The sequence below is a fragment of the Bradyrhizobium sp. USDA 4504 genome, from assembly GCF_054063995.1.
On the sequence record NZ_JBSSGV010000001.1, the window covers coordinates 2,723,919 to 2,750,258 of the forward strand.

Genomic DNA, 26,340 nt, shown 5'->3' on the forward strand with positions numbered 1-26,340 from the left:
GTTGTGACCCATACCGTTCTCATTGGCCTTGGCATCCTGATCGCCGTCCTGACCGTGGTCGCGGCGCTCGGCCTGCTGCCGCCGCTGCGCATCGTGCCGGACGACACGCATTTCGATTTCACCCGCTTTCGCCGCATCAGCTTCCCGATCTCGGCGCTGCTCTCGATCCTTGCCATCACGCTGTTCTTCACCCACGGCCTGAATTTCGGCATCGACTTCAAGGGCGGCACGCTGCTGGAGGTGCAGGCGAAATCCGGCACCGCCGACATCGCCGCGATGCGCACCACCTTGAACGGCCTTGGCCTCGGCGAGGTGCAGCTTCAGCAGTTCGGCGGTCCGGCGGAAGTCCTGATCCGCGTCGCCGAGCAGCCCGGCGGCGACAAGGCGCAGCAGGATGCGGTGACGAAAGTGCGCGGCGCGCTCGGCGAATCCGTCGATTACCGTCGCGTCGAGGTGGTGGGACCGCGCGTCTCCGGCGAACTGCTGGCCTACGGCATGATCGGCCTGATGTTCGCGATCATGGGCATCCTGATCTACCTTTGGTTCCGGTTCGAATGGCAGTTCGCGCTCGGCGCCATGATCGCCAACGTCCACGACATCGTGCTCACGATCGGCTTCATGTCGATCACCCAGGTCGATTTCGACCTCACCAGCATCGCGGCGCTGCTGACGATTCTCGGTTATTCGCTCAACGATACCGTTGTCATCTACGACCGTATCCGCGAGATGCTGCGGCGCTACAAGAAGATGCCGATGCCGCAGCTGCTGAACGAATCGATCAATTCGACGCTGTCGCGCTCGATCATCACCCACGTCACCGTGACGCTGGCTTTGCTCGCGCTGCTGCTGTTCGGCGGCCAGGCGATCCACAGCTTCACCGCGGTCATGATGTTCGGCGTGGTGCTGGTCGGCACCTACACATCGATCTTTATCGCGGCGCCGATTTTGATCTATCTCGGTGTTCACACCACGCGGGGTGGAGACGCGGCGCAGGACGCGCCGGCCAAGAAGCCGGACACGGCGGCAGCCAAGAAGTAGCCGGTCATGAGCAACTCCTCGGACGCTCCCCATCTTCCGAGGTCGGCGCCGATCGAGGCCTACGGCAAGGGCGGCTTCGCGTTTGCCGATATGTCGCACCGCGGCTCGCTCTTGTGCCTGCCTGACTCGATCTGGGCCTGGCCGGTCACCAGGCCGCAGGAGATCGACGAATACTCGCTGCAAAAGGTGTTCGCGGCCGCCAATGCGATCGACACGCTGATCGTCGGCACCGGCACCGACGTCTGGGTCCCGCCAAAGGGCCTGCGCGAGGCCCTGCGGGCCGTGCAGGTGGTGCTCGATCCGATGCAGACGGGACCCGCGATCCGCACCTACAACATCATGCTGGGCGAGCGGCGTCGCGTCGCGGCGGCGCTGATCGCGGTGCCATGAGCGCGACAGAGGCACCGAAGGACGGCGCGGCCTTCTGCGCCGATCTGGTGCGGAGCCATGACTTCGTACGCTACGCGTCGACCCTGTTCTTGCCGGGTCCGGAACGGCGGGCGATGCTTGCGATCTATGCCTTCAACATCGAGGTCTCGCGCGTGCACGAGCAGGTCAGCCAGCCGCTGCCCGGCGAGATGCGGCTGCAATGGTGGACCGACATGCTGGCCGGTGCGGGCCATGGCGGCGTCGAGGGCAATCCGGTCGCGGCAGAACTGCTGCACACGATCCGAAATCACCGTCTGCCGGTCTCGCCATTCTCGCAGCTGGTCGAGGAGCACCAGTTCGATCTCTACAACGACCCGATGCCGTCGCTGGCCGCGCTCGAGGGCTATCTCGACGCCACGGCCTCAGTGCTGTTCTCGCAGGCTACGCGCGTGGTGGCGCGACCGTCGGAGGCGATTGATCACCTGGCCCGTCATGCGGGTCTTGCCCAGGGCATGGCGCAGGTCATCGCTTCGTTCGGACGCGACGCCTCACGGCATCAGCTGTTTCTGCCGTTACAGCTGCTGCAGCAGCACGGCGGCAGCAAGGAGGAGGTGTTTGCCGGCAAGGTGACGCCGAACATCCGTGCCGCCATCGATCAGCTTGCGGATGAGGCCCAGGGCCATCTCAAGACCGCATTCGGGCTGCTTGCGGATGTCCCGTCCGGCGTGAGGCCGATCTTCCTGCCGCTCGCCCATGTCAGGCGCGAGCTGAACCGGGCGAGGAGGGACGACTACGACCCGTTCCTGCCGAAGCCGGTTTCACGCCTGCGCACACTCTGGACGTTGTGGCGAGCCGCGCGCACGGAGGAGTTCGGTCGCTAGCTTTGCTCCTTCGAGATGTGCTTGGTGAAGATCCGGATCGTTCTGCCCTTGACCATCGGGCCGCTGTCATAGATGTCGGATGCGATCTGTTCGACCGCGTCGCGCAGCGCAACGAACTGGGCTTGCCGCGCCATGCTCGCCGTTCCACGCGTGCCGGCCAACTCGTCCAGTGCGGCGTCGCTGATCTGGCATTCGATTTCCTGGTCGCCGTTCATCATGGTGAATCCGAACGCCAGTCGTTCGGAATTGTATCCCCCGATCCGGCCACGGGTGAGTGGCATTAAACTTGTCCCTTGAGCGCGCTACCCCTCGCAAAGAGTGAAGCTTCGCGCCACGTTTGTCGAGGGCCACGCGCCGACAAGCGCGCTCTAACCCGCCGGCCGGTCCATCTCGGCGACTTCAAAATTGAAGCGGTCGCGCAAATTCTTGCGTTGCTCGAGGATGTCCTTGAGGAACTCGCGATCGGCGTCGCTGCGCATCATCGGTTCGATCAGGTCGATCTGGTTCATGGCGACGAGCTGCAGGATTTCGGTGCGCGGCTTGCCGGCGGCATCGCGCGGCAGCGCGTGCACGATCTGGATGTGTTCGGGCGGCTTGACGCCCCTGGCCGCGGTAAGCTCGTTGCGCAGCGTCTTTTCCAGCGCGGACTGGTCCGCCTCGACGAAGGCGTAGAGTCCGACGCCGACGCGCCGGTCGGCAAAGGCGACGATCGCGGTGTCGCGCACCTGCGGATTCTTGCGGATCAGATCGATCAATACCGGGGCGTCGTTGACCAGCCTCCGGCCGCCGCCTTCGCGGTCGGTGAAATTGAAGATGCCGCGCGTGATCGCCTGATAGACCTTCTTGCCGGTCTTGAGCCAGATGCTGGCGACCGCGGACTTCTTTGCGAGCACCTTGCGCTCTTTCGGCGTCAACGCCTCCGGCGCGTAGCTGCGCTTGTGCTTCAACAGATGCCGCAGATCCTCATAGGCGGCGATGCGGAACAGTCGGCTGCGGGTCTTGAAGCAGGCGGCAAGCTGGAAGTCGGTGAGGTAGGCGCGGCCATCGCGGCCGACCAGCCAGTTCTGCTCCTTGGCGAGATCGTTGTGGCAGATGCCGGCGCGATGCAGCTTGCGCAACGCGGCCTTGGCGGAACGAAAATAGGCGACGTCGCCGTGCGGCTTCGCCAGATGCAGCGCCGCGCCGTCGATGAAGCCACGGACCAGCGCGCGACGGCCGGCCCACAACAGCTTCGGCCCGACGTCGAGGTCGCGCGCCAAGGTCAGCGCGCGGCGCTCGCGGGAGAACAGATGCAGCGCCAGGGCGAACGACCAGAACGGCACCTGATCGAGCCGGCGCAGCACGCCGTCGACCTCGCCGTCATCGGCGCGGAAGCGGCCGCGCTCGACGGTCGAGAACACGTCGCGCTTGAGCAGCACGCCCTGGCTCCACCGCACCGACAGGGTGGCGTCATCGTCTTTCGGCAAGCTCATGACTGTCAGGCCGCTGCCGCAACGCGCAGATGCTCTGCGATCCAGTGGTCGAGATCGGCGAGCGCGCGCGCGCTGATCGCCTGCTTTTTGGCGACGGTCTTCTCGTTGCCGCGCAGCCGCGAGCCGTCCGGCTTCTTGGTCGGCGCACTGGCCAGCGGCGGGAACAGACCGAAATTGATGTTCATCGGCTGGAACGAGCGCGAACCGGCCTCGATCGTTTCGATGTGGCCACCGGTGATGTGGCCGAGCAGCGCGCCGAGCGCGGTCGTCGCCGGCGGCGGCGTCAGCGCGGCACCGCGCATGTCGGCGGCGGCACAAAGGCCGGCGATCAGGCCGACGCTGGCCGACTCGACGTAACCCTCGCAGCCTGTCATCTGCCCGGCGAAGCGCAGCCGCGGCTGCGCGCGCAGACGCAGCTGACCGTCGAGCAGCTTCGGCGAATTCAGGAAGGTGTTGCGATGCAGGCCGCCGAGGCGGGCGAACTCCGCGTTCTCGAGGCCGGGGATCGTGCGGAACACGCGCTGCTGCGCGCCGTGCTTCAGCTTGGTCTGGAAGCCGACGATGTTGTAGAGCGTGCCGAGCTTGTTGTCCTGCCGCAGCTGGACGATCGCATACGGCTTGACCGTCGGGTTATGCGGATTGGTCAATCCCACCGGCTTCATCGGCCCGTGGCGCAGCGTCTCGTGACCGCGCTCGGCCATCACCTCGACCGGCAGGCAGCCGTCGAAATAGGGCGTGTTGGTCTCCCAGTCCTTGAAGTCGACCTTCTCGCCGTCGAGCAGCGCCGCGACGAAGGCGTCATACTGCTCCTTCGTCATCGGGCAGTTGATGTAGTCGGCGCCGGTGCCGCCGGGGCCGACCTTGTCGTAGCGCGACTGAAACCAGGCCACCGACATGTCGATGGAATCCTTGTGCACGATCGGCGCGATCGCGTCGAAGAATGCCAGCGCGCTCTCGTCGGTCAGAAGCCTGATGGCGTCGGCAAGCGGTGCCGAGGTGAGGGGGCCGGTCGCGACGATGACGTTGCTCCAGTCGGCCGGCGGCAGCCCTGCGACTTCCTCGCGGCTGATCTCGATCAGCGGATGTTCGTTGAGCACCTTGGTGACGGCGGCCGAAAAGCCGTCGCGGTCGACCGCCAGCGCCCCGCCGGCGGGCACCTGGTTGGCGTCGGCCGAGCGCATGATCAGGGAGCCCAGCCGCCGCATCTCGGCGTGCAGCAGCCCGACCGCGTTGTTGGCGGCATCGTCGGAGCGGAAGGAGTTCGAGCAGACCAGTTCGGCGCAGCCTTCGGTCCGATGCGCCTCGGTCATCCGGTGCGGGCGCATTTCGTGCAGCACGGCGCGGACGCCGGCATTGGCGACCTGCCAGGCGGCTTCCGAGCCGGCGAGCCCCGCGCCCACGATGTGCACGGGTTGGGAAGGGGATTGATGCGGTGTCATCGCGCAGCGTTAGCGCGTTTTGATCTCATATGCATCTGAAACCGCACCACAAACGACAACGCCCGCTGTGGAGGCGGGCGTTATCCGTTTAGCAGATGGCTTGCGGCCGATTAGCCGTTGTAGGTGCCGGCGGCAACGCGCGGAATGTCCGAGCGGTCGAGGCCGATATCGGCGAGTTCGCGATCGCTGAGCTGGGACAGTTCGCTGACATTGCGCTGATAATCCCGGAAAGCCTGGATCATGCGGATGAGCGAGAGCAACATGGTAGTCTCCTAGTAATTCAGATTCAGCTTTTCAAAAGCCTCATCGTTGAAGTGAATATAGATGATATAGTGCAGTGCGGTAGTTCCGATGTTGCGATGCAGCTAAGCTCAAAACGCATAGCGGCGGTAAGTTCCGGTTAACCGTTTGGCGCATCGAGCCAGGTCCAGTGGACCAAAGTTCCGCAGAGCCGGGCGACGGCGTCAAAATCTTCTTGAGATCAGTGAGTTAGAAGAATGGTAGTGACTTGAACTACGCCGATCATATGGTAATTACAGACCGTTCGGTCAAGGGATGGCACGCGTCTGACGCCAGATCACGGCGGCGTGTTCCATGCGTGATTCGCATGCGAAATATTGCCGTATGAATGATTTAATATTCATAGCATGATGGGGTTGGCACCTAGGCGGACGCAGCGTCAATCAGTCGCATTGACCTCGGAGGTAGTTCGGCCCCTCCCGCCCGCTCAGATTTTCGCCTGCCGCGCGAACGCGCTGCTGATTATCGGAAGTGCAGCTCGATTGAAGTGAACACGTCGAGCAAAGCTATTGCGGCGCCGCTTCCTTACCGACATGTAATCAAAACACTATGCAACGCATGCGCGATGCGCGCGCAGCGCTCATCACGTTTGTATCGCGCGAAGTTCATTCTGAACGGTGTCGGGAACAGCGAATAATCGTTCCGCAGATTCCGCAATCACGCTGGGATCTGTCCAAGAACAACAGATGGATCATCCCATGATTAAGACATTGATCGCAGCAGCCACCGTGGCTGCCGTTGCCTACGCTGTCGCTCCCGCTCAGGCCGCGCATCGTCATCACGCGGGCCTCGGCTGCAGCGGTGCCAATCTCGGCAAGACCGAAGCTGCAGTCGAAGCTATGGCTGACAATGAGGTCAAATTCGCGGCGGAGAAGGAAGTCTCGCTCGCTCAGGACGCGATGCTGAACAACCAGTGGGGTGCTTGCGGCGCGCATCTCAGCAAGGCTGCCGAAGCCAGCATGGCGAAGTAGGTTTTGATCATGGCGATAGGGGCCGATTGCCTGGGGCAGTCGGCCCTTTTTGATTCATCCGTAGCTGGACCGGCTTTGATCTAGTCAGAGCAGAAGGGTGGCCTCGTCCTTGGCTCGCTGCGCCACGCAAGCTGGTGTGAAAGCGCTACGGAGCCTTGGCGAGCTGGGTGGCGAAGTAGCCGATCGTCTTGGCGTAGACCTCGCTCTTGTTCCACTGCTGGATCACCGCAAAATTCTCGCTGCCGGGCTCCCAGCCCTTGCCCTTCTTCCAGCCATAGCTCTTCAGGTAGTTCGCCGTCGACGCCAGCACGTCGGGCACGTTGTGCAGGAGGTCGCGCTTGCCGTTGCCGTCAAAGTCGACCGCGAACTTGATGTAGGACGACGGCATGAATTGAGTCTGGCCGATCTCGCCGGCCCAGGCGCCGCGCATCTCCTGCGGCGGCAGATCGCCGCGCTCGACGATGCGCAAGGCATCCATCAACTCGGCCTTGAACATGTCGGAGCGGCGGCAATCATAGGCGAGCGTCGCCAGTGAACGTATGGTCGGAAACTTTCCGGTGTTGACGCCGAAATCGGTCTCCAGTCCCCAGATCGCGACCAGGATTTCGCCCGGTACGCCGTAGGCCTCCTCGATTCGCGACAGCACCGAGCCGTAGCGCTTCATCATGTCGGAGCCGCGATTGAGCCGCGGCGGCACCATGCGGCTCGAGAATTGCTCGAAGGTCTGGCTGAACACCTGCTGCGAATGGTCGCGGGCGAGGATCGCCTTGTCCTGCGTGACGCCAGCCAGCCCGGCCTGGATCGCGTTCTGCGAAATGCCCTTCGTCGCAGCCTCTTTCTTGAAATCGTCGAGCCAGGATTCGAACGTGCCCGTGCCGCATTGAGCGGCCAGCGCCGATGCCGTCGAGGTCAGGAGCCACGCGCCGATGGCGAGCGTGCGAAAGCAAGAGCGAGAGGTCATAAGCAATTCACTCCGGAGTCTGCGATGTCATCGATTGGTCGCGCAAGGCGGCGGGTATGTTCGCGGCAACAGCGGCCAAAACAAGGCTCGTGACCGAGCCGCTTTTTCTCAGGCCGCGCTGCAAATGCCACGCCAGTTTCACACCCATTTGACGATCCTGAACGACAAACCGCCGGCCGAACATATCGGCCGGCGGTTGCTTTGACGTTTACGAATCCGGGTTAGCGGCGCTTAGCCGCGATCGCTGCGCCGCCACGGAAACAGATTGGCCGGGAAGTCCGCGGCAGGCTTGCGCTCGCGCGGTTCGGGGATCACCGGCCGCGCATTCGGATCCTTGACGATGACCTCGCGATAGAGATGCCAGGTGGCGTGACCGAGCAGCGGGATCACCACGGCAAGCCCGAGGAAGAACGGGATCGTGCCCAGCACCAGCAGCACCGCGACGATCAGGCCCCAGGCCGCCATCGGCACCGGGTTCTGTGCGACGGCGCGCATCGACGTCACCATGGCTTCGCCGGCGGTCGCCTGGCGGTCGAGCATCATGGGGAAGGCGATCACGCTGATGCAAAGCGCGACGAGCGCGAACAGGAAGCCGACGCCGCAGCCGACCACGATGAGCCACCAGCCTTGCTGGGTGGTCAGCACGCGCGCGGCAAAATCGGGAATGTTGGCCGCGGTCTCATAGCCGAACACCGCCGTGTAGATGGCCTGGGCGGTGGCGATCCAGGTCACGAACAGTGCGAAAAGCAGCGTTCCGACCCCAAGCATCGCGCCGAATGACGGTGAGCGGAATACCTCCATGGCATCCCAGGCAGATGCTTCCCCGCCGTCCTCGCGGCGGCGGCTCATTTCGTAGAGGCCGATGGCGGCAAACGGGCCGAGCAGGGCAAAGCCCGCGGCCAGCGGAAACAGCAGGGGCAGCACGGAATAGCCGTGCACGGTGCGCGCAAGCACGAGGCCGAGCACCGGATAGATCAGGCAGAGGACGATGGCGTGACTTGGCACCGCCTTGAAGTCTTCCCAGCCGAGACGCAGCGCATGATGCAAATCGGACAGGCCGATGGTGCGGATGACCGGCGCAGACGCGGCGCCTTGTCCGCTCTGCGTCATCGAACTGACATTGCCTTGGTATGACGTGGCCATGGTCGTTGTCTCCCTCTGGGCGGTCGCATCTGGCGCCCGGCACGCGGGCACAAACCTGCCGCCTCTCGAAGCGATCACGATCAAGCCAGACGCGAAAGACAGAGCAGGGAACTGGCCGTGTCGCGAACTGTTCGGCAAGGCTACTCCCAAACCGTGGCAAAAGCACTCACGCTTAAGTGAATGTCGCATTGGCAAGCTATGGAGGGGGCTATAGACTTCAACTGCGACCGCGGTCAGGCGTCCCAGCGCCGTCTGGCTTTCACATCTCAACAGTCTTGGGAGCGAACGATGAGCATTTTCGGAAAAATCATGGGCGCGATCTTCGGTAGCAGCGCCAGCGCCGCGCCCGCAGGCGGATCGGCCACAAGCGCAGCTCCCGCCGGTGGATCCGGCAGTGCATCGTCGTCTCCTGCAGCGGTGCCGGCCGGCGCAGCGCCCGCGCAGTCCGTTGACGTCGCCCCCATTCTCGACAAGGCGGTGGCCGCGAAGGGCGAGAAGCTCGAATGGCGCACCTCGATCGTCGACCTGATGAAGGCGCTCGACATCGACTCCAGCCTGTCGGCGCGCAAGGAGCTCGCCAAGGAGCTCGGCTACTCCGGCGACACCAGCGATTCCGCCAGCATGAACATCTGGCTGCACAAGCAGGTGATGACGAAGCTCGCGGCCAATGGCGGCAAGCTGCCCCCGGACATCAAGCACTGAGCGGATCATCATCCCGCACACGGCCAGGGCCCGCGCCAGCGCGGGCCTTTTTTATGGATCGGCGAGCATCTATAGATCGGCGAACAAGAAGGAGAACGCTCATGACTGATCTCGATCGCCGGACGATGCTTGCGACCGGCGCCCTCGCACTGGCCGGCGCCGCCGCGCAATCCGCGCCGGCCCATGCCGAGACCGCGTCGAAGGCGATGTTTCCGGTACCGGCGGTGACGATCCCGATCGTTGGCGCCAGCGAAGTGTTCCAGGTCCGCCGCATCTACTGCATCGGCCGCAACTACGCGGCGCATGCGATCGAGCGCGGCTCCGATCCGACCCGCGAGCCGCCGTTCTTCTTCCAGAAACCGACCGACGCGATCCAGAATGTCGCGATCGGCACGGTCGCCGATCATCCCTATCCGTCGCTGACCAAGAACTATCACCACGAGGTCGAGCTGGTCGCCGCGCTGAAATCCGGCGGCACCAATATTCCGGCCGACAAGGCGCTCGATCACGTCTATGGCTACGCGCTCGGCCTCGACATGACGCGGCGCGATTTGCAGAACGGCATGGCGGCGGAAAAGAAGCCGTGGGAGATCGGCAAGAGCTTTGATCATGCCGCAGTGCTGGGGCCGATCCATCCGGCTGATAAGACCGGCCACTTCACGCAAGGTGCGATATCGCTCGCGGTCAACGGCACGGTGCGGCAGAGCTCGGATCTGAAGAACATGATCTGGAGCGTCGCCGAGCAGATCGCGAAGCTTTCCGAGGCCTTCGAGCTGAAGGCCGGCGACATCATCTATTCCGGTACGCCGGAGAACGTCGGCCCGGTCGTCAAGGGCGACGTGTTGCTGTGCAAGCTCGAGGGCCTGCCCGACATGTCGATCAAGATCGTCTGAGGGGCAGGGCTCTAACCTGCAAGATCCGCGTATTCCGGATGCTTGTTGAGGTAATCCACCACGAAACCGCAGCTGGCGATCACCTTGTGGCCGTCGGCGCGGATCAGATCCAGCGCACCCTTGACCAGCTCCGATGCGATGCCGCGGCCGCGCAGGGCGCGCGGTGTCTCGGTATGGGTGATGATAACGGCCGCGGGCGTCCGCCGGTAATTCGCGAAAGCGAGGCCGCCCTCGGTGTCGAGTTCGAAGCGGTTTTGGTCCCTGTTGTCGCGGACGGCGGCCATCGCAAAATCCCGGTTGATTCGCAGGCCCTGATGTAAGCGTGTGAACCCGCCGATGCAAAGCCGCGACCAACCCGCAAATTGGCATTTGTGGATTGACGATATGCGCATTTTGGCCTGCCTGACCGCCGTGTTGCTCGGCGCCGCGTTGACGCTTCCAGACCCGCCGCAAGCCGCCGCCGGCGACGATCCGAGCTGGCAGACCTGCGTCGGCCTGACGACGGCGCCCGGCGACCGCGTGGCCGCCTGCACCACGGTGATCGACGGCAAGACCGAGACCGGCAAGCGGCTGGCCGGGGCCTATTGCAATCGCGGCCATGGGCTGACCGAGAAGCGCGAGCTCGATGCAGCGCTCGCCGACCTCAACGAGGCCATCAAGCTCGATCCCGCCTACGCCTGCGCCTATACCAATCGCGGCCGCGTCTACGCCTTCAAGCGCGATCTCGATCATGCGATTGCCGATTACGAAGAGGCGATCCGCATCGATCCGGCATTTGCGCTGGCCTACAACAATCGCGGCGATGCCTGGCTCAACAAGGGCGATCTCGACCGCGCGCTGGCCGATCTCAGCCTCGCCATCAAATACAATCCGCAGCTCGCCACCGCCTATGGCAATCGCGGGTTCGTCTACTACCGCAAGCGCGACGCGGCGCATGCGATCGCCGACTTCACCACCGAGATCAAGCTCGAGCCCAACGTGCTCGCCTACATCAACCGCGGCAATGTCTATCGCGATACCGAGCAGCTCGATCGCGCCGCCGCCGACTATGGCGAGGCTGCGAGGATCGCGCCGACCGATGCGCGCGGCTGGCGCAACCGCGGCATGATCCGTCTCTTTCAAGGGGACAACAAGGGCGGGCTCGCCGATTACGACAAGGCGCTGCAATACGATCCGAACGACGTCTATTCCTGGAATAATCGCGGCCAGGCCAAGCTGCGGCTCGGCGACAAGAAGGGCGCGGCGGCCGATTTCCGCAAGGCGCTCGAGCTGCAGCCCGATTTGCAGAGCGCCAAGGGAGCGCTGGCGCGGCTCGGCGGAGCGCGGTGACATCTTGCCGGCAACGATCGCTCCTGCCGTGTCGCACATACGCGGGACGGGCCTTGCGGATGGATGCAGTTCGATTACGTTTGATGACAGACATACGCCCCTGATGCGGCTGGATGGTCGTCTGGTACGGAGTGGCGGAGCCGGCCGCCGACGTATGCCTCTTGTCGGAGGAGGTTCGTCATGTCGGACAATCGTTTCTTCAACACACACCGTCCCTGGGAGGACTGGCTCGGCATGCTGCTCGGCGTGCTGATCATGGTCTCGCCCTGGTTTCCGATGCAGGTGAGCGGCGCTGTCGATATCGAGCGCAGCCACCTCGTCCTCAACAGCTTCATCGTCGGCATGCTGGTGCTCGGCATCGCCCAGCTCGAATATGTCGCGCTGCACCGCTGGGAGGAGGTGGCCAGCATCCTGCTCGGTCTCTGGCTGATGGCATCGCCCATGGTCTTTGGTTACGCCGAGGACCACGCGCTGCAGTTCTGGCACATCCTGCTCGGCGCGCTGGTCGCCTTTATAGGCGCGTTGCAGCTGTGGCAGGACTGGAACCTGAGCGAGCAGGAACTCGCCAAGCACCCGCAGTAGCGGGCTGGGCAGAAAACAACGGGTTGACCGCCGCCGGCGCGCGGTATCATCGGGCCGCGCCCGTCGGGCCTTGCCGAAGGCGGCGGCTTGGCGATAAACCGGGCGGTACCAATCCCTTGCGGCGCTTGAAGACGCCCGGTTCTGACCGAGGAAACACCCGATGATCGTCCTGACCTTGCCCTGTCTGTTGTGCGTATCGGCGGGGCGGCAATGAGCGGGACGGCTGCTGCCGCGCCGCGCGGCGGGATCGCGCGGGTATCGCGCCGGGTCATGAACCTCGCCTACATCCTGACCCAGAACGCCCGCCGCCACGGCGATCGCCCCGGCTTCATCTGGAACGAGAAGGCCTGGTCCTGGCGCCATATCGACCAGAACGTCTCGGCGCTGGCGGCGGCATTGGCCGCGCGCGGCATCGTCAAGGGCGACCACATCCTGGTGCATTCCAAGAACTGCGACGAGATGTTCTGGTCGATGTTCGCCGCCTTCCGGCTCGGCGCGGTCTGGGTGCCGACCAATTTCCGCCTGATGCCGGACGAGGTCGCCTATCTCGCGGCGGCCTCCGGCGCCAAGGCGTTTCTGTGCCACGCCGACTTCCCCGAACATGCCAAGGCGGCCGCCAATCCCGCGCTCGAATTCGTCTGGCAGATCGGGGAGGAGGGCACGTTCGGCGAGGCGACGCTCGGCGATGTCATCGCCAAGCACGCCGGCGCTGTGGTCGAGAACGTTGCCGTCGACTATGACGATCCCTGCTGGTTCTTCTTCACCTCCGGCACCACCGGCCGCTCCAAGGCCGCGGTCTTGACCCATGGCCAGATGGCCTTCGTCATCACCAACCATCTCGCTGACCTGATGCCCGGCACCACGGAAGAGGACGCCTCGCTGGTGGTGGCGCCGCTATCGCATGGCGCCGGCGTACATCAATTGGTGCAGACCGCGCGCGGCGTGCCGACCATCCTGCTGCCGTCGGAGAAGTTCGACATCGCCGAAGCCTTCCGGCTGATCGCCAAGCATCGCGTCAGCAACATGTTCACGGTGCCGACCATCCTGAAGATGATGGTCGAGCATCCCGCCGCCGACCAGCACGACCATTCCTCGCTGCGCTACATCATCTACGCCGGCGCGCCGATGTATCGCGAGGACCAGAAGGCGGCGCTGAACAAGCTCGGCGGCGTGCTGGTGCAGTATTTCGGCCTCGGCGAGGTCACCGGCAACATCACGGTGCTGCCGCCCGGACTTCACGATCCCGAGGACGGGCCGCATGCGCGGATCGGCACCTGCGGCTTCGAGCGCACCGGGATGCAGGTCTCGATCCAGGGCGACGATGGCAGCGAGCTGAAGGCGCACGAGACCGGCGAGATCTGCGTGATCGGTCCCGGCGTGTTCGCGGGCTACTACGACAACCCCGAGGCCAATGCGAAGGCGTTTCGCGACGGCTGGTTCCGCACCGGCGACCTCGGCCACATGGACGAGGAGGGCTTCGTCTACATCACCGGCCGTGCCTCCGACATGTACATCTCGGGCGGCTCCAACATCTATCCGCGCGAGATCGAGGAGAAGCTCTTGACCCATCCCGCGGTCGGCGAGGTCGCGGTGCTCGGCGTGCCCGATCCCTTCTGGGGCGAGGTCGGCGTCGCCGTCTGCGTCGCGCGCGAGGGCACCGAGGCGGTCGCGGAGGCGGAGCTTGCCGCCCATCTCGCGCCAAAAGTGCCGCGCTACAAGATGCCGAAACGCTTCTTCTTCTGGGAGGCGCTGCCGAAGTCCGGCTACGGCAAGGTGCCGAAGCGGCTGATCCGCGACGAGCTCGAGGCGCGCGGGCTGCTCGAAGTGATCGCCAAATCGACGGGCGCGTGAGGCGATGCGCAGCATCGCCCAGCCTGGCGCTCCGCATCCAGAGCGCATCCAATGGGTCAGGGCGCGCGGCCGCGCCTTTTCATTCGTGCTCGAGGCCGGCATTCCCTTGCTCGAAGCCGTGCGCCGCGGCTTTGCGGCGGAGGGCTTTTGCAGCGGCGTCCTGAGCGCGAAAAGCGGCGCGCTCGGGCCGTTCGCCTATGTGATGCCGGCGCTGTCGAAGGATGGCGTCAACGCTGCGTTCTACAGCGACACGTTCCGTCCCGACGGCGTGACCCGGCTCAAGCTGGCGGCGTTGACCTTCGGCGAACGCGACGGCGCGCCGTTCTTTCATTGCCACGGCCTGTGGACTGAGGCCGACGGCCGTTTCAATGGCGGCCACATGCTGCCGGAAGAAACCATTGTCGCCGAGCCGTTCGAGGTGAACGCGTTCGGGATTGACGGCGCGACGTTCCTGGCCGAGGCGGACAGCGAAACCAATTTCAAGCTGTTCGGTCCGGTCGCAGCCGAGCCGCGTGGGGCCAGGACCACGAGCCATGCCTTCGCGCTGCGGCTGCGGCCGAACCAGGATTTTGCCTGCGCGCTGGAAGCCTTCTGCCGCCAGCACGGCATCCTGCGCGCGCGGCTGCATGGCGGCGTCGGCTCGACCATCGGCGCCGTCTTCACCGACGGCCACAGCGTGGTGCCGTTCGCGACCGAGCTCGCGGTGACCGCGGGCGAGATCGCACCGGACGCGGATGGCCGGCTGCATGCCGAGCTCGACATCGCGCTGGTCGACTATCTCGGCGGCATCGCCGAGGGACGCCTGGTGCGCGGCGACAATCCGGTGCTGATGACGATGGAGCTGGCGCTGGAGGTGCTGGCGGAGGCGGAGCAGCCGTAGGGGCGGGCGCTTTCTCCCGGCGGTCGTCCTGGCGTTCGCCGGAGCCGATATCGCGCCGCGGCCTCCGCTGTCCCATAACCACAGACATTCGTTGTCGAAGCGAGCTGTGGCTCAAGCGTTATGCAACAATGACCTTCGGTGGTTATGGGTCCCGGGTCGCGCTTCGCTTGCCCGGGACGACACCTAATTTGTTGCGCGATCTGCGAGTCACATATCCGCATTCTCGCGACATGAATTGTCCGAGGCTTGCCGCCTTCGCCGCCCTCTCTTGACCAGGGGGCGCAGGGGCCGCTCACCTCCGCTTGCGGACATGGATGTTGATGTCGAGGTCGATCTCGCTGACGCAGGTCTGCTCGGTGCGATGCGATCCGCCCTCGTGCCAAGGGCCGTTGCGCAGGCTGATGTCGCTGACGTGAGCGAGCCGCAGGCAGCGCCATTGCGGCAGTTGGCCCGAGCTCGAGCCGCCGAACTGCCAGGCCAGCACGACCTCTTCACCGCTCTTGTTGTGGCCGATGATGTGCGGGCAGAGTTCGCGCGGCCGGCCGTCATAGATGCAGACCGCTTGCTGTTCGTTGAGGATCGCCTTGCGGAAGAGTGCGTAAGACTTGCTGGGCATGGGGCATCCGGCCATCTAGGATTGTTGCGGGCTCTTATCATAAACTGGGCCGCCCGCCATTGTTTCCCCGGATCCGCGCACATGGCCAGACGAAACCGCCCGATCAACATGCCTGCGCCGTATCTGAAGCGGGTCTGGCTCGATCCTGCGCGAATTCCGAACCGCGATGCCTATCCGTTCGTACTGCCGCTGCTGCGCGACGATTTCGAGCTGAGCTTCGACAAGGCGATCACGATCATCGTCGGCGAGAACGGCACCGGCAAATCGACGCTGCTCGAAGGCATCGCCGTGATGGCCGGCTATGACGACGCCGGCGGCGGCAAGGGCTATCGCGCGGTCGACCATGGCAATGCCGTTGAGAAGATGGGCGGCTCGCTTGCGTCGGCGCTGCGTGCCAGCTGGCTACCTAAGATCACGAATGGCTGGTTCTTCCGCGCCGAGAGTTTTTTCTCGGTGGCGCGCTACGTCGACGAGGCCGCGCTGGATGTCGGAGACGTGCCGCCGAACTTCCTGTCCTATTCCCACGGCGAGGGCTTCCTGCGCTTCTTCAACGAGCGTTGCCAGCGGCAGGGCATCTTCATCTTCGACGAGCCGGAATCCGCGCTGTCGCCGTCGCGGCAGATCGAATTCCTCAAATTGTTGCACCGGATGAACGGCACCGGCCACTGCCAGGTGATCATGGCGACGCATTCGCCGGTGCTGATGGCCTATCCGAATGCGACGCTGCTGCGGCTGAGCAAATACGCGCTGGAGCCGGTGGGCCTGAGGGAGACCGATCACTACCGGCTGATGCGCGAGTTCTGCGACGACCCCAAGGGGTTCGTCGAGGCGGCGATCGAGGACTGACGCCGCTGCCCGGCAGGCTTGCCTCCCGGGGAAGCCGGCGGGTGCGAGTTCGCTCTGGTGCAAGAAGCAGGTTGCCGGTCTAGTCTAGAACCTCCAATCATAAACTGCGGCATGCGCCAGGCGGCGCAGGGCCGACAGACATCGGGAGAGGACCAAGGATGAGGCGGACGATCGCACGGACTTTCGTGGTGGTGGCGGCATTGGCCGTGTTGGGGGCCGTTTGGGCTCATGGGCCGACCCGCCAGAAGGTGCGGGAATCCATCGAGATCGATGCGCCGCAGGCCAAGGTGTGGGCGGTGATCGGCAATTTCCAGGACATGAGCTGGCTTGCCGGTGTCGCCAAGACCGAGGGCGAGAAGGGCAACGAGATCGGCGCCACACGGCGGCTGACACTGGCGCCCGGCATTACCATCGACGAGGAGCTCTACAAATACGAACCAGAGATGATGAGCTATTCGTACCGGATCACGGCGGTCGACGTGAAGGTGCTGCCGGTCACCAACTATTCCTCGACGCTGACGGTGTCGCCGGCGCCGGACGGCAAGTCGAAGCTGGAATGGGCCGGCGCGTTCTATCGCGGCTTTCCCAACAACGACCCGCCGCCGGAGCTGAGCGACGAGGCCGCGGTGAAGGCGGTGAGCGGGCTCTACAAGACCGGGCTCGAAGCGCTGAAGAAGAAGATCGAGAGCGGGACCTGAGCATGATCCGGAAAAGTGCGAAGCGGTTTTCCGACAAGATCATGCTCAAGACGAGGAGCTAAAGCGCGATGATGGTTTGTCCCAATCTCGTCGGGCTTTAGCCGTGCGCGCGATTGCGCTCGTCGCGCTGCTTGCCAGCCTCGGCGCCGCGCGCGCCGAGGAGGCGTTCGTCACCAACCAGCTCAGCGACGATCTCACGGTGGTCGATCTCGCGACCTCGAAGCCGGTCGCGACCATCGCGATCGGCGGCAAGCCGGCGGGCGTTGCCGTCAGCAATGACGGCCGCTTCGCCTATGTGACCAGCCCGGATGCCAAGGCGGTCACGGTGGTCGACGCGCCGGCGCGAAAGGTCGTGGGGCGGGTCGATGTCGGCGGCGGGCCGCTCGGCATCGCGGTCGCGCCCGATGGCGCGATGGTCTATGTCGCCGACTGGTACGCCGCCGCGGTGCGGGTGATCGATGCCAGAGAGCAGCGTGTCGTCGCAAGTATCGCGGTCGGTGCATCGCCGTCCGGGCTGGCGGTGACACCGGATGGGCTGCTGCTGCTGTCGGCGGATCGCGACGATGACAGCGTCTCCATCATCGATACCGCCTCGCGCGAGCTGAGGGGGATCGTGAAGGTCGGGAGTCGGCCGTTTGGTGTCACCATCGATGCCGATGGCAAGCGTGCCTACACCGCCAATGTCGGCACCAACGACGTCTCGGTGATCGACGTCGCGACCGCGCGCGAGATCGGCCGCGTGCATGTCGGCCTGCGCCCCTACGCGGTGGCGCTGGCGCAGGGCCGCGGCTTCGTCACCGACCAGTATGACGGCAAGGTCAGCGTGTTCGACCTCGCGACGTTGCAGCCCGTGAAGCGGATCACGGTCGGCGATTACCCCGAAGGCATCGAGGCGACCGCCGACGGCAAGCGCATCCTGGTCGCGAACTGGGAAAGCAACACGCTGAGCATGATCGACGCCGCCGAGCTGAAGGTGATTGGCGAGGTCAAGGTCGGCGACGGCCCGCGCGCGTTCGGGGCGTTCCTCAGACGGACGGAGTAGGGGGAAGGTGCGTGGGGTGTCCCAAAATATCGAAAACAACCCCATGCAAAGGAGCAGGCTGCCGTCGAGACTCGGAAAAGCGACTTGACGCGTCGGGCAAATCAGCGGTACGTTTTTATTATTCCGAAATTGTGCAAGCGTCCGCCGCCGCAGGATAGAGCCAACCGGCCCCTGCGGCCGGTCGCCGAGCCGCGCCCCATTGGCTCACCAGCGCGGCAGGCATATATTATCGGGCAAATAAGCGGAACACAGGGAGGATGCCATGCATCATACCTTGGTGCCCAGTGACCGGGTCGAGCATGTCTGCGTCTTCGGGCGCGATGGCGCCAAGCTCGGGTCGATCGAGCGGCTGATGCTCGACAAGGTGAGCGGAACGGTGGCCTATGCCATCATCAAGACCGGAGGCGTGCTGAGTACCCACCACCACTATCCCGTCAGATGGACCGCGCTGCGATTCGATCCTGTGCGGCAGGCCTTCGAGGCCGAGGTGACGCTGGATGATCTGCGGTCAGGACCCTCCGAATTCGACGGCGACGAATTCGACTGGGGCGACCGCTCGCGATCGTACACGCACCCGAACTATTGGGCGGTGTAGCAGAGCGGTTGAGAGACCGTAGCCCGCATGAGCGAAGCGACATGCGGGAGCGGTCAACTTGTTCGGCTGATAGACCCCGCATATCGCTCCGGTCATGCGGGCTACTAAGTCAGGCACATGCCCCAATTCAAGCCCGCCGGCTGGCCTTCCGTCATACCGCGAATTGTCACCCGCGACCTCACTGGCTTGGCCAGATTTCTTCGAGACGTTTTCGATGCGCAGGGCAAAGTGCGCTCCGGCGCGCCAACGGAAATCCGGATCGGAGACTCGATCATCCTGATCAGCGACGGCGGAGGCGTCCGCGAGGCGATGTCGGCCTTTCTCTACGTCTATGTTCGAGACGCGGACGAGACCTATCGGCGGGCGATCGCGGCAGGCGCTGAATCGATCGAGCCGCCTGCGGATACGCCCTATGGCGACAGACGCGCGATGGTGCGGGATGCCTGGGCCAACGTCTGGCAGATCGCCACCTGCCGTGGGAGCTAAGTGTGTAGCCCGCATGAGCGAAGCGATATGCGGGACCGGTCATTGTTGGCCGCGAGAGGCCCCGGATATCGCTTCGCTCATCCAGGCTACTTGCTACGGGCCTGGTCTGCTCGAAGCAGCCACATGACCTGGTCGCGATATCTGAGGGGAAATGCAACCGAAAGCGGATGGTCTTTCGATCCTGACATTTTGCGAGCAGCGTCATTCAGTATCGCAACGTAGGTCATCGCGTTCGGCAGGTCGCCAACCAGCCGCACATCAGCATGCATTACAAGCACGGGACCGTGCGGCAACCACGAGAGATCGCGGATTCATTCCTCGAACCCATCCCAATTGCTCCCAAAGTAACCGGGAAATTCGAGCTGTGCAGCGAGCGTGGCCAAGAGCGCCGCTTTGCTCGTCACATTCTCAAGGATGCTGGCGCGCACCGCTGCAGGGGACGACGCGCCCTCATCTTCGAACGAGATGAATGTTTGCGGCTCGCTCACCCGGCCTGTGTCACTCCGCCGCCTCGCTCGCTGAGCTCTTCCTCGGCTTGCTGTTCGCCTTCTTCAGCACCGGAGCCAGGAACTTGCCGGTGTAGCTGCGCGGGGCCTTGACGATGTCCTCGGGCGGGCCCCAGGCGACGATCTCGCCGCCGCCGTCGCCGCCTTCGGGGCCGAGGTCGATGACCCAGTCGGCGGTCTTGATGACCTCGAGATTGTGCTCGATCACCACCACCGTGTTGCCCTGGGCGACCAACTCGTGCAGCACCTCGAGCAGCTTGGCGACGTCGTGGAAGTGCAGGCCGGTGGTCGGCTCGTCCAGGATGTAGAGCGTGCGCCCGGTGGCGCGCTTTGACAGCTCCTTCGCCAGCTTGACGCGCTGGGCTTCGCCGCCCGACAGCGTCGTCGCCTGCTGGCCGACATGGATGTAGTCGAGGCCGACGCGGTGCAGGGTCTGGAAGGTCTCGCGCACGCGCGGCACCGCCTTGAAGAATTCGGCGGCTTCCTCGACCGTCATGTCGAGCACGTCGGCGATGCTCTTGCCCTTGAACAGCACCTCCAGCGTCTCGCGGTTGTAGCGCTTGCCCTTGCAGGTGTCGCAGGTGACGTAGACGTCGGGCAGGAAGTGCATCTCGATCTTGATGACGCCGTCGCCCTGGCAGGCCTCGCAGCGGCCGCCCTTGACGTTGAAGGAGAAGCGCCCGGGCTCGTAGCCGCGCGCCTTCGCCTCCGGCAGGCCGGCGAACCATTCGCGGATCGGCGTGAAGGCACCGGTATAGGTCGCGGGGTTGGAACGCGGCGTGCGGCCGATCGGCGACTGGTCGATGTCGATGATCTTGTCGATGTGCTCGAGGCCCTCGATGCGGTCGTGCGGCGCCGCGCCCTCGCTGGCGTTGTTCAGCTTGCGGGCGATGGCGCGGTACAGCGTGTCGATCAACAGCGTCGACTTGCCGCCGCCGGAGACGCCGGTCACGCAGGTGAACAGGCCGAGCGGGATTTCGGCCGAGACGTTCTTGAGGTTGTTGCCGCGGGCGTTGACGACCTTGATGGTGCGCCGGTGGTTCGGCGGCCGCCGGTCGGGCACAGGCACCGACAACTCGCCGGTGAGATACTTGCCGGTCAGCGATTTCGGATTGCGCATGATCTGGTCGGGCGTGCCTTCGGCGACGATGTGGCCGCCATGCATGCCGGCGCCGGGCCCGATATCGAGCACATAATCGGCGAGGCGGATGGCGTCCTCGTCATGCTCGACCACGACCACGGTGTTACCGAGGTCGCGCAGCCGCTTCAGGGTGTCGAGCAGGCGGGCATTGTCGCGCTGGTGCAGGCCGATCGACGGCTCGTCCAGCACGTAGAGCACGCCGGTGAGGCCCGAGCCGATCTGCGAGGCGAGGCGGATGCGCTGGCTCTCGCCGCCGGACAGCGTGCCGGAGGAGCGCGACAGCGTCAGGTAGTTCAGGCCGACGTCGAGCAGGAAGGTCAGGCGCTCGCGGATCTCTTTCAGGATGCGCGTTGCGATCTCGTTCTGCTGCGCGTTCAGCGCCTCCGGCACCGTCTCGAACCATTCGCCGGCGCGCTTGACCGAGAGCTCGGAGATCTCGCCGATGTGCTTGCCGCCGATCTTGACGCACAGCGCCTCCGGCTTCAGGCGGTGGCCGTTGCAGCCTTCGCAGGGCACGTCGGAGAAATACTTGCCGAGTTCCTCGCGCGCCCACTCGCTCTCGGTCTCGCGGTAGCGGCGGTTGATGTTGGTGATGACGCCCTCGAACGGCTTCTTGGTGTCGTAGGAGCGGACGCCGTCCTCATAGGAGAACTTGATCTCGTCGTCGCCGGAGCCGTGCAGCAGCGCGTTCTGGACCTTCTTGGTGAGGTCCTTCCACTTGGTGTCGAGCGTGAACTTGTAGTGCTTGCCGAGCGCGGTCAGGGTCTGGATGTAGTAGGGCGAGGATGATTTCGCCCAGGGCGCGATCGCGCCCTTGCGCAAGGTCAGCTCCTTGTCGGGGATGACCAGGTCCGCGTCGATATGCTGCTCGACGCCGAGGCCGCCGCAGGCCGGACAGGCGCCATAGGGGTTGTTGAACGAGAACAGGCGCGGCTCGATCTCGGGGATCGTGAACCCGGAGACCGGGCAGGCGAACTTCTCCGAGAACAGGATGCGCTCGGGCCCGCTCTTGTCGTGGATTTTGGCGGTTTTCTTCTTGTCCTCTTTCTTGTCGTCCTGGGCGGCCGCCGCCGGCGCGTCGGCATATTCAATCACGGCGAGGCCCTCGGCGAGCTTCAGCGCGGTCTCAAAGCTTTCCGCGAGGCGCTGGGCGAGGTCGGGACGCACCACGATGCGGTCGACCACGACGTCGATGTCGTGCGGGAATTTCTTGTCGAGCGCCGGCGCCTCGGACAGTTCGTAAAAGGTGCCGTCGATCTTGACGCGCTGAAAGCCCTTCTTGAGGTACTCGGCGAGCTCCTTCTTGTACTCGCCCTTGCGACCGCGCACGACCGGCGCCAGCAGATAGAGGCGGGTGCCTTCCGGCAGCGCTAGCACGCGATCGACCATCTGCGAGACGATCTGGCTCTCGATCGGCAGGCCGGTGGCCGGCGAATAGGGCACGCCGACGCGCGCCCAGAGCAGGCGCATGTAGTCGTAGATCTCGGTGACGGTGCCGACGGTGGAGCGCGGGTTCTTCGACGTGGTCTTCTGCTCGATCGAGATCGCCGGCGACAGGCCGTCGATCTGGTCGACATCCGGCTTCTGCATCATCTCGAGGAACTGGCGCGCATAGGCCGACAGCGATTCGACGTAGCGGCGCTGGCCCTCGGCATAGATGGTGTCGAACGCGAGCGACGATTTGCCGGAGCCGGACAGGCCGGTGAACACCACGAGCTTGTCGCGGGGAATCTCGACGTCGATGTTCTTCAGATTGTGTTCGCGCGCGCCACGGATCGTGATGGCGCGCGATGAGGAGCCGGCGTTCTGTTGGCGCTTCGCCTTGAGCACTTCATCCATAGCGACAGTTCCGGGCGCATGCTTGGCGCCTTTTGGGCGCGCATCGCCGGTGATGCCGGGACCTTGCGCCGATGGGGTGTGAAGACTGGAACGTAGGAAGAACGGTCGACAATTTCCAGTGCTGAGTCGCGTCCATCAACGGATAGTTTGCCTGATGGCAGCAGCCGTCAGCAGCGCCGGTTCCGCTAGAGCCTTTTCCCGCTTCGATGGGATCGGAACGGGAGCTCTGGATTCCTGCTGTGACGCGTTTTCTTGACGCGAACCGCAATTCACTTCGCTCGAAAACGCGCTTACGCAAAAAGGCCGGCGCTAGGCCGGCCAGTGCGATCTGACCGCCGATGGCGGTCAGGCAATTCGCTCAGGCTTAGTACTTGGCGACGATCGGGCCGCCGAAGTGATAGTTGACGCCGAACTGGGCGCTGTGCAGCTCGAGCGTACCGGACGGCACGCCGAAATAGTTCTCGCTGTCGAGGCTGCGATACAAGTATTCGCCCTTGATCGACCACTGCGGCGCGATGAACGCCTCGACGCCGGCGCCGACGGTCCAGCCGGAGTGAAAGTTGCTCTGCGAGGCGGTCACGCCGAGCGCGGTGACGCTGACCTCGTTGTTGGCCCAGGCGTAACCGCCGGTGCCATAGAACAGCACCTTGTCGACGGCGAAGCCGAGGCGGCCGCGCACGGTGCCGAGCGAGTCGATCTTGCTGCGGGCGGTGACGCCGAGCGCGGAGACCGATGCGTCGATGTCAGCGCCTGCGGCGTCGACCTCGAGGCCGTACACGATGTTGCCGGCTTGCCAGTTGTAGCCGATGGTGCCGCCGCCGAAGCCGCCTTCCATGCTCGGGGTGCCGGAGTTCTCGCTGGCGTAGCCGCCGAAGCCACCGACGTAGAAGCCGGTCCAGTTGTAGATCGCGGCTGGCGGCGGAGCCTTCACGTAAGGCGCGCGTGCCGCCATGTCGGCGGCCATTGCCGGTGCAAAAGCGCTCAGTGCAAACATGCCGGCCGAGGCCAGCAAAACAGTCCTCATTTTCAAAGTCCCAGTCCCATTTTCTTGTTGTCCCTTCAGATATCTTGAAGAGAGCGTCACAGCAGTGTCGCGTGACGTGCTGGTGCTTCTACAGAGAAATGCCGGAACGTGTGTATCCGCGAAACCACAACGCACCGAAAACGGCCCCGGTGAGGTGCGCGTGCACACGCAACGAAAAAGCCGGCGCACAAACAGGCGCAAACAAAAAGGCCGGCGCGAGGCCGGCCTTTCGTCTGGATCAATCGGCCTGGCGCGATCAATAGCGCGCGACGACCGGACCACCCCACTTGTAGTTCACGCGGACGGTAACGAGGTCGACGTCCTGGCGATCGCGGATGGTGCTGTTCAGCGTGCCGTTGGGGGCGATCAGGTTATAGGTCTTGTCCTGCATGAACAGGTGGTCGTATTCGATGCCCGCGGTCCAGTTCGGCGCGAAGCCGACTTCGATGCCGGCGCCGACGGTGCCGCCCCAGCGGGTGTCGCTGGCGCTGCCGACCAGCACGCCGGTTGGGGTGAAGTAGGTGTTGAAGCGGTTGTCGGTCAGCGCCGCGCCGCCCTTGGCGTAGAGCAGCACGTTGTTGACGGCGTAACCGATCTGGCCGGTGAACAGGCCGAACGCGTCGATCTTGGACTGGTTGGTGAACAGGCCCGGGAAGATCGCGCTGTTGTTGCTGCCCTTCAGGTCAGCCCAGTCGCCCTGCGCTTCGAGGCCGAACACCCAGGCGCCAGCCTGCCAGCGATAACCGATCTGGCCACCGGCGACGCCGCCGGTTGCATCATGGCAACCATCTGATGCGAGGAAGATGCCGGCCGGGAGCTGGTCCCAGCAATTGTGGCTCGAGCCCCAGCCGCCGTTGGCGCCGATGTAGAAGCCGGTCCAGTCATAGATCGGGGCAACCACGGGCGGCGGCGCCTTGGTGTACGGGCGCGCAGCGAGATCGGCAGCCGCGGCAGGCGCAGCAAACGCAATCAGAGCAACCGTACCGAGCAAAAACTTCTTCATTATCAATCCCCCAGCACCCCGATCGGCTTCCAAACGGTCCCGAAGCACGATCCCAGACGCGAGCGCCCGCGCCATGGTTGGAGCTATACGCTGATTCAACCGAAAACGCAGTCTCCCAAATGCAACACTCGCGGGAGAAGTATCGATAAGGCAAGCTGCTGATTTGTTTGTTGTTTTTCTAAATCTTGCTGCCGAGCGTCGGCCTGCACCGAGATCGACTGCCGCTCTGACGGCACTCGCCGCTTCTACGGATGGTTGTGGCGAACAAAACTGGAACGATGCCGGATCCGGTGCTATATCCCGATATCCGTGGATAACCGCGAGACGGCAAAGGCGACGAGCCGGCACCGGCGTATAGGGTCATCCACGACGCCTGCGGCGTAAGTGGCGAAGGTTGAGAGTGGCGGCCGAATGTCCGGACGCCCGGTTTTTGAGTGGAGATGATGCGATGGCAGGAAGCGTGAACAAGGTGATCCTGGTGGGAAACCTCGGCAAGGATCCGGAAATCCGGCGGACGCAGGACGGCCGTCCGATCGCAAACCTTTCCATCGCCACCTCGGAAACCTGGCGCGACAAGGGCACCGGCGAGCGCAAGGAAAAGACCGAGTGGCACCGCGTCGTGATCTTCAACGAGGGCCTCTGCAAGGTCGCCGAGCAGTATCTGAAGAAGGGCGCCAAGGTGTACATCGAGGGGCAGTTGCAGACCCGCAAATGGACCGACCAGAGCGGCGTCGAGAAGTACTCGACCGAAGTCGTGCTGCAGGGCTTCAACTCCAACCTCACCATGCTCGACGGGCGTGGCGGTGGGGGCAGCAGCTTCTCCGATGATGGCGGCAGCGATTTCGGTTCGGCCGGACCAGTCAGCTCGGCGCCGCGCCGCGCCGTCGCCGCGGGTGGTGGCAGCAGCCGCAACAGCGACATGGACGACGACATCCCGTTCTGAGCAGCGGTCGCGCTTCCGTCGATTCCGTCAGGCGCCGTTCCGTGAAGATCATTTCCCGGAACGGTCGTTGCGATCGGCACCAGCAATTTCCTCGTGTGGAATATGAGGATAACCCGGTAACTCTCTGTCAGAACGTCGGTGGTTCGACGTAAGGGGATGCGGGTTCCCTGGACTTTGACACAGCCTGATGTAAATGATATTTACATTGGCCTGCGGCATTTGATGCCTGGCCGCGAGCTTCACCCGAGGGCCGGCCATCATGAGCCTCGCGCCATTGCTCGACGCCGCGCCTGCGATCCCGCTCCACGCCTTTGCCGCGATGGCCGCCTTCGTGCTCGGCTCCATCCAGCTCGCCGCCCCCAAGGGCACGCTGCCGCACCGGACCCTGGGCTGGATCTGGGTGATCCTGATGCTGGTGGTCGCCGGAAGCTCGTTCTGGATCCATCAGATCCAGCTGGTCGGTCCCTGGAGCCCGATCCACCTGCTGTCGATCTTCTCGCTCGCCATGCTGGCGCTCGGCGTCACGGCCGCACGGAGCCACAATGTCCGCCGCCACAGGTTCACGATGATCGGCATCTTCTTCGGCGCGCTGCTCATCGCCGGACTGTTCACCTTGATGCCCGGGCGGATCATGCACGCAGTGGTTTTCGGCCACTGACTGGCGAGGCGAACTGCCACTGGCGAGTGGCGAATAGGGATTTTTCCATCCGCTATTCGCCATTCGCCACGCGCTTCCCGACCAGGCAGCCGGAACCTCGGTGCTCCACCCGTAAGTGCATGAAAAAACGAA

The 26,340-nt window shown here is 64.3% G+C and carries 30 protein-coding genes and 1 pseudogene; 18 read left to right on the top strand and 13 right to left on the bottom strand.

Features of this window, described 5'->3' with window-relative positions; all coding sequences use genetic code 11:
• The first annotated feature begins 3 nt into the window (after positions 1-3).
• From secF to ACVMB1_RS12350, 3 genes are read left to right on the top strand one after another with little or no spacing between them, the layout of a single operon-like run.
• The gene (gene secF, locus ACVMB1_RS12340) at positions 4-1,038 is read left to right on the top strand and encodes a protein translocase subunit SecF (RefSeq protein WP_141340432.1); all 1,035 of its coding nucleotides are present in this window, start codon (positions 4-6) and stop codon (positions 1,036-1,038) included.
• Between the two features lie 6 nt (positions 1,039-1,044).
• The gene (locus ACVMB1_RS12345) at positions 1,045-1,428 is read left to right on the top strand and encodes an Mth938-like domain-containing protein (RefSeq protein WP_141340431.1); all 384 of its coding nucleotides are present in this window, start codon (positions 1,045-1,047) and stop codon (positions 1,426-1,428) included.
• The gene (locus ACVMB1_RS12350; RefSeq protein ID WP_141340430.1) at positions 1,425-2,288 is read left to right on the top strand and encodes a phytoene/squalene synthase family protein; all 864 of its coding nucleotides are present in this window, start codon (positions 1,425-1,427) and stop codon (positions 2,286-2,288) included. The genes ACVMB1_RS12345 and ACVMB1_RS12350 overlap by 4 nt, the downstream gene beginning before the upstream one ends.
• Here the strand turns inward: ACVMB1_RS12350 and ACVMB1_RS12355 are convergent.
• From ACVMB1_RS12355 to ACVMB1_RS12370, 4 genes are all read right to left on the bottom strand, one after another.
• A complete protein-coding gene (locus ACVMB1_RS12355; RefSeq protein WP_141340429.1) occupies positions 2,285-2,569 on the bottom strand; it encodes a DUF1488 family protein in 285 nt (94 codons plus the stop codon). The genes ACVMB1_RS12350 and ACVMB1_RS12355 overlap by 4 nt on opposite strands.
• 87 nt (positions 2,570-2,656) lie before the next feature.
• Complete coding sequence (locus ACVMB1_RS12360; protein ID WP_141340428.1) at positions 2,657-3,760, bottom strand: serine/threonine protein kinase; 1,104 nt, start codon at positions 3,758-3,760, stop codon at positions 2,657-2,659.
• 5 nt (positions 3,761-3,765) lie between these two features.
• Entirely contained in the window at positions 3,766-5,199 is a 1,434-nt protein-coding gene (gene trmFO / locus ACVMB1_RS12365) for a methylenetetrahydrofolate--tRNA-(uracil(54)-C(5))-methyltransferase (FADH(2)-oxidizing) TrmFO (RefSeq protein ID WP_141340427.1), read from the bottom strand.
• Positions 5,200-5,309: 110 nt separating this feature from the next.
• Positions 5,310-5,462: a DUF1127 domain-containing protein gene (locus ACVMB1_RS12370; protein WP_016846063.1), complete on the bottom strand. Its 153-nt coding sequence runs from the start codon at positions 5,460-5,462 to the stop codon at positions 5,310-5,312.
• 723 nt (positions 5,463-6,185) lie between these two features.
• Here ACVMB1_RS12370 and ACVMB1_RS12375 point away from each other — a divergent pair.
• Positions 6,186-6,470, top strand: a complete 285-nt coding sequence (locus tag ACVMB1_RS12375) for a hypothetical protein (RefSeq protein WP_057018525.1) — start codon at positions 6,186-6,188, stop codon at positions 6,468-6,470.
• Positions 6,471-6,615: 145 nt separating this feature from the next.
• Here the strand turns inward: ACVMB1_RS12375 and ACVMB1_RS12380 are convergent, their stop codons facing one another.
• The 3 genes from ACVMB1_RS12380 to ACVMB1_RS12390 form a co-directional block, all read right to left on the bottom strand.
• Complete coding sequence (locus tag ACVMB1_RS12380) at positions 6,616-7,431, bottom strand: lytic murein transglycosylase (RefSeq protein ID WP_057018524.1); 816 nt, start codon at positions 7,429-7,431, stop codon at positions 6,616-6,618.
• Positions 7,432-7,438: 7 nt separating this feature from the next.
• Positions 7,439-7,579, bottom strand: a complete 141-nt coding sequence (locus ACVMB1_RS12385) for a hypothetical protein (protein ID WP_156436338.1) — start codon at positions 7,577-7,579, stop codon at positions 7,439-7,441.
• Between the two features lie 83 nt (positions 7,580-7,662).
• On the bottom strand, positions 7,663-8,574 hold the full coding sequence (locus tag ACVMB1_RS12390; protein WP_076828616.1) for a DUF2189 domain-containing protein: 912 nt from the start codon (positions 8,572-8,574) through the stop codon (positions 7,663-7,665).
• 288 nt (positions 8,575-8,862) lie between these two features.
• Here ACVMB1_RS12390 and ACVMB1_RS12395 point away from each other — a divergent pair, with 288 nt between their 5' ends.
• Both ACVMB1_RS12395 and ACVMB1_RS12400 read left to right on the top strand, forming a co-directional pair.
• Complete coding sequence (locus tag ACVMB1_RS12395) at positions 8,863-9,276, top strand: DUF3597 domain-containing protein (protein ID WP_057018523.1); 414 nt, start codon at positions 8,863-8,865, stop codon at positions 9,274-9,276.
• A gap of 101 nt (positions 9,277-9,377) precedes the next feature.
• On the top strand, positions 9,378-10,169 hold the full coding sequence (locus ACVMB1_RS12400) for a fumarylacetoacetate hydrolase family protein (protein ID WP_141340426.1): 792 nt from the start codon (positions 9,378-9,380) through the stop codon (positions 10,167-10,169).
• Positions 10,170-10,180: 11 nt separating this feature from the next.
• On the opposite strand, the gene ACVMB1_RS12405 is transcribed toward ACVMB1_RS12400, so the two are convergent.
• Positions 10,181-10,453 carry a GNAT family N-acetyltransferase gene (locus tag ACVMB1_RS12405; protein WP_141340425.1) on the bottom strand — a complete coding sequence of 91 codons (273 nt, stop codon included), beginning with the start codon at positions 10,451-10,453 and terminating at the stop codon, positions 10,181-10,183.
• A gap of 100 nt (positions 10,454-10,553) precedes the next feature.
• Here ACVMB1_RS12405 and ACVMB1_RS12410 point away from each other — a divergent pair, with 100 nt between their 5' ends.
• The 4 genes from ACVMB1_RS12410 to ACVMB1_RS12425 all read left to right on the top strand — a co-directional run bounded on the left by ACVMB1_RS12410 (position 10,554) and on the right by ACVMB1_RS12425 (position 14,811).
• Complete coding sequence (locus ACVMB1_RS12410; protein WP_057018521.1) at positions 10,554-11,498, top strand: tetratricopeptide repeat protein; 945 nt, start codon at positions 10,554-10,556, stop codon at positions 11,496-11,498.
• Between the two features lie 180 nt (positions 11,499-11,678).
• Positions 11,679-12,080, top strand: a complete 402-nt coding sequence (locus ACVMB1_RS12415) for an SPW repeat protein (protein ID WP_057018520.1) — start codon at positions 11,679-11,681, stop codon at positions 12,078-12,080.
• A gap of 210 nt (positions 12,081-12,290) precedes the next feature.
• On the top strand, positions 12,291-13,931 hold the full coding sequence (locus ACVMB1_RS12420) for an acyl-CoA synthetase (protein WP_141340424.1): 1,641 nt from the start codon (positions 12,291-12,293) through the stop codon (positions 13,929-13,931).
• Between the two features lie 4 nt (positions 13,932-13,935).
• The gene (locus tag ACVMB1_RS12425) at positions 13,936-14,811 is read left to right on the top strand and encodes a PCC domain-containing protein (protein ID WP_229189818.1); all 876 of its coding nucleotides are present in this window, start codon (positions 13,936-13,938) and stop codon (positions 14,809-14,811) included.
• Between the two features lie 292 nt (positions 14,812-15,103).
• On the opposite strand, the gene ACVMB1_RS12430 is transcribed toward ACVMB1_RS12425, so the two are convergent.
• Positions 15,104-15,427, bottom strand: coding sequence for a hypothetical protein (locus ACVMB1_RS12430; protein WP_141340422.1), 324 nt, complete (start codon positions 15,425-15,427; stop codon positions 15,104-15,106).
• A 189-nt stretch (positions 15,428-15,616) separates the two neighbouring features.
• Between ACVMB1_RS12430 and ACVMB1_RS12435 the strand changes: the two are divergent.
• From ACVMB1_RS12435 to ACVMB1_RS12460, 6 genes and pseudogenes are all read left to right on the top strand, one after another.
• Positions 15,617-15,727, top strand: a pseudogene (locus ACVMB1_RS12435) (AAA family ATPase); the annotation flags it as partial.
• Between the two features lie 63 nt (positions 15,728-15,790).
• A complete protein-coding gene (locus ACVMB1_RS12440; RefSeq protein WP_456849892.1) occupies positions 15,791-16,273 on the top strand; it encodes an AAA family ATPase in 483 nt (160 codons plus the stop codon).
• Positions 16,274-16,431: 158 nt separating this feature from the next.
• A complete protein-coding gene (locus ACVMB1_RS12445) occupies positions 16,432-16,971 on the top strand; it encodes an SRPBCC family protein (RefSeq protein WP_141340420.1) in 540 nt (179 codons plus the stop codon).
• Positions 16,972-17,074: 103 nt separating this feature from the next.
• A complete protein-coding gene (locus tag ACVMB1_RS12450; protein WP_141340419.1) occupies positions 17,075-18,013 on the top strand; it encodes a YVTN family beta-propeller repeat protein in 939 nt (312 codons plus the stop codon).
• A gap of 262 nt (positions 18,014-18,275) precedes the next feature.
• Entirely contained in the window at positions 18,276-18,608 is a 333-nt protein-coding gene (locus ACVMB1_RS12455) for a PRC-barrel domain-containing protein (protein WP_141340418.1), read from the top strand.
• Positions 18,609-18,794: 186 nt separating this feature from the next.
• Positions 18,795-19,094, top strand: a complete 300-nt coding sequence (locus ACVMB1_RS12460; protein ID WP_200844442.1) for a VOC family protein — start codon at positions 18,795-18,797, stop codon at positions 19,092-19,094.
• Between the two features lie 311 nt (positions 19,095-19,405).
• Here ACVMB1_RS12460 and ACVMB1_RS12465 read toward each other — a convergent pair whose 3' ends face one another.
• The 4 genes from ACVMB1_RS12465 to ACVMB1_RS12480 all read right to left on the bottom strand — a co-directional run bounded on the left by ACVMB1_RS12465 (position 19,406) and on the right by ACVMB1_RS12480 (position 24,607).
• The gene (locus ACVMB1_RS12465) at positions 19,406-19,582 is read right to left on the bottom strand and encodes a barstar family protein (protein ID WP_141340416.1); all 177 of its coding nucleotides are present in this window, start codon (positions 19,580-19,582) and stop codon (positions 19,406-19,408) included.
• 10 nt (positions 19,583-19,592) lie between these two features.
• Positions 19,593-22,580, bottom strand: coding sequence for an excinuclease ABC subunit UvrA (uvrA, locus tag ACVMB1_RS12470; RefSeq protein ID WP_141340415.1), 2,988 nt, complete (start codon positions 22,578-22,580; stop codon positions 19,593-19,595).
• Between the two features lie 364 nt (positions 22,581-22,944).
• Positions 22,945-23,604, bottom strand: coding sequence for an outer membrane protein (locus tag ACVMB1_RS12475; RefSeq protein ID WP_076828598.1), 660 nt, complete (start codon positions 23,602-23,604; stop codon positions 22,945-22,947).
• Positions 23,605-23,860: 256 nt separating this feature from the next.
• Positions 23,861-24,607 (bottom strand): outer membrane protein, encoded by a 747-nt coding sequence (locus ACVMB1_RS12480; protein ID WP_076828596.1) that lies wholly within the window; start codon positions 24,605-24,607, stop codon positions 23,861-23,863.
• A gap of 448 nt (positions 24,608-25,055) precedes the next feature.
• On the opposite strand from ACVMB1_RS12480, the gene ACVMB1_RS12485 reads away from it, so the two are divergent.
• Positions 25,056-25,550, top strand: a complete 495-nt coding sequence (locus tag ACVMB1_RS12485) for a single-stranded DNA-binding protein (protein ID WP_057018508.1) — start codon at positions 25,056-25,058, stop codon at positions 25,548-25,550.
• A gap of 259 nt (positions 25,551-25,809) precedes the next feature.
• A complete protein-coding gene (locus ACVMB1_RS12490) occupies positions 25,810-26,208 on the top strand; it encodes a DUF2306 domain-containing protein (protein WP_141340414.1) in 399 nt (132 codons plus the stop codon).
• Positions 26,209-26,340: the final 132 nt, after the last annotated feature.

Bases quoted from the DNA above. Each gene is read 5' to 3' on its own strand.
- ACVMB1_RS12370 (WP_016846063.1), bottom strand. From the start codon at position 5,462: ATGTTGCTCTCGCTCATCCGCATGATCCAGGCTTTCCGGGATTATCAG.
- trmFO (WP_141340427.1), bottom strand. From the start codon at position 5,199: ATGACACCGCATCAATCCCCTTCCCAACCCGTGCACATCGTGGGCGCG.
- ACVMB1_RS12395 (WP_057018523.1), top strand. From the start codon at position 8,863: ATGAGCATTTTCGGAAAAATCATGGGCGCGATCTTCGGTAGCAGCGCC.
- ACVMB1_RS12455 (WP_141340418.1), top strand. From the start codon at position 18,276: ATGCATCATACCTTGGTGCCCAGTGACCGGGTCGAGCATGTCTGCGTC.
- ACVMB1_RS12345 (WP_141340431.1), top strand. From the start codon at position 1,045: ATGAGCAACTCCTCGGACGCTCCCCATCTTCCGAGGTCGGCGCCGATC.
- ACVMB1_RS12385 (WP_156436338.1), bottom strand. From the start codon at position 7,579: ATGGGTGTGAAACTGGCGTGGCATTTGCAGCGCGGCCTGAGAAAAAGC.
- ACVMB1_RS12430 (WP_141340422.1), bottom strand. From the start codon at position 15,427: ATGCCCAGCAAGTCTTACGCACTCTTCCGCAAGGCGATCCTCAACGAA.
- ACVMB1_RS12360 (WP_141340428.1), bottom strand. From the start codon at position 3,760: ATGAGCTTGCCGAAAGACGATGACGCCACCCTGTCGGTGCGGTGGAGC.
- ACVMB1_RS12390 (WP_076828616.1), bottom strand. From the start codon at position 8,574: ATGGCCACGTCATACCAAGGCAATGTCAGTTCGATGACGCAGAGCGGA.
- ACVMB1_RS12480 (WP_076828596.1), bottom strand. From the start codon at position 24,607: ATGAAGAAGTTTTTGCTCGGTACGGTTGCTCTGATTGCGTTTGCTGCG.
- ACVMB1_RS12490 (WP_141340414.1), top strand. From the start codon at position 25,810: ATGAGCCTCGCGCCATTGCTCGACGCCGCGCCTGCGATCCCGCTCCAC.
- ACVMB1_RS12350 (WP_141340430.1), top strand. From the start codon at position 1,425: ATGAGCGCGACAGAGGCACCGAAGGACGGCGCGGCCTTCTGCGCCGAT.
- ACVMB1_RS12475 (WP_076828598.1), bottom strand. From the start codon at position 23,604: ATGAGGACTGTTTTGCTGGCCTCGGCCGGCATGTTTGCACTGAGCGCT.
- uvrA (WP_141340415.1), bottom strand. From the start codon at position 22,580: ATGGATGAAGTGCTCAAGGCGAAGCGCCAACAGAACGCCGGCTCCTCA.
- ACVMB1_RS12405 (WP_141340425.1), bottom strand. From the start codon at position 10,453: ATGGCCGCCGTCCGCGACAACAGGGACCAAAACCGCTTCGAACTCGAC.
- ACVMB1_RS12380 (WP_057018524.1), bottom strand. From the start codon at position 7,431: ATGACCTCTCGCTCTTGCTTTCGCACGCTCGCCATCGGCGCGTGGCTC.
- ACVMB1_RS12410 (WP_057018521.1), top strand. From the start codon at position 10,554: ATGCGCATTTTGGCCTGCCTGACCGCCGTGTTGCTCGGCGCCGCGTTG.
- ACVMB1_RS12420 (WP_141340424.1), top strand. From the start codon at position 12,291: ATGAGCGGGACGGCTGCTGCCGCGCCGCGCGGCGGGATCGCGCGGGTA.
- ACVMB1_RS12415 (WP_057018520.1), top strand. From the start codon at position 11,679: ATGTCGGACAATCGTTTCTTCAACACACACCGTCCCTGGGAGGACTGG.
- ACVMB1_RS12425 (WP_229189818.1), top strand. From the start codon at position 13,936: ATGCGCAGCATCGCCCAGCCTGGCGCTCCGCATCCAGAGCGCATCCAA.
- ACVMB1_RS12400 (WP_141340426.1), top strand. From the start codon at position 9,378: ATGACTGATCTCGATCGCCGGACGATGCTTGCGACCGGCGCCCTCGCA.
- ACVMB1_RS12440 (WP_456849892.1), top strand. From the start codon at position 15,791: ATGGGCGGCTCGCTTGCGTCGGCGCTGCGTGCCAGCTGGCTACCTAAG.
- ACVMB1_RS12485 (WP_057018508.1), top strand. From the start codon at position 25,056: ATGGCAGGAAGCGTGAACAAGGTGATCCTGGTGGGAAACCTCGGCAAG.
- ACVMB1_RS12355 (WP_141340429.1), bottom strand. From the start codon at position 2,569: ATGCCACTCACCCGTGGCCGGATCGGGGGATACAATTCCGAACGACTG.
- ACVMB1_RS12375 (WP_057018525.1), top strand. From the start codon at position 6,186: ATGGATCATCCCATGATTAAGACATTGATCGCAGCAGCCACCGTGGCT.
- ACVMB1_RS12445 (WP_141340420.1), top strand. From the start codon at position 16,432: ATGAGGCGGACGATCGCACGGACTTTCGTGGTGGTGGCGGCATTGGCC.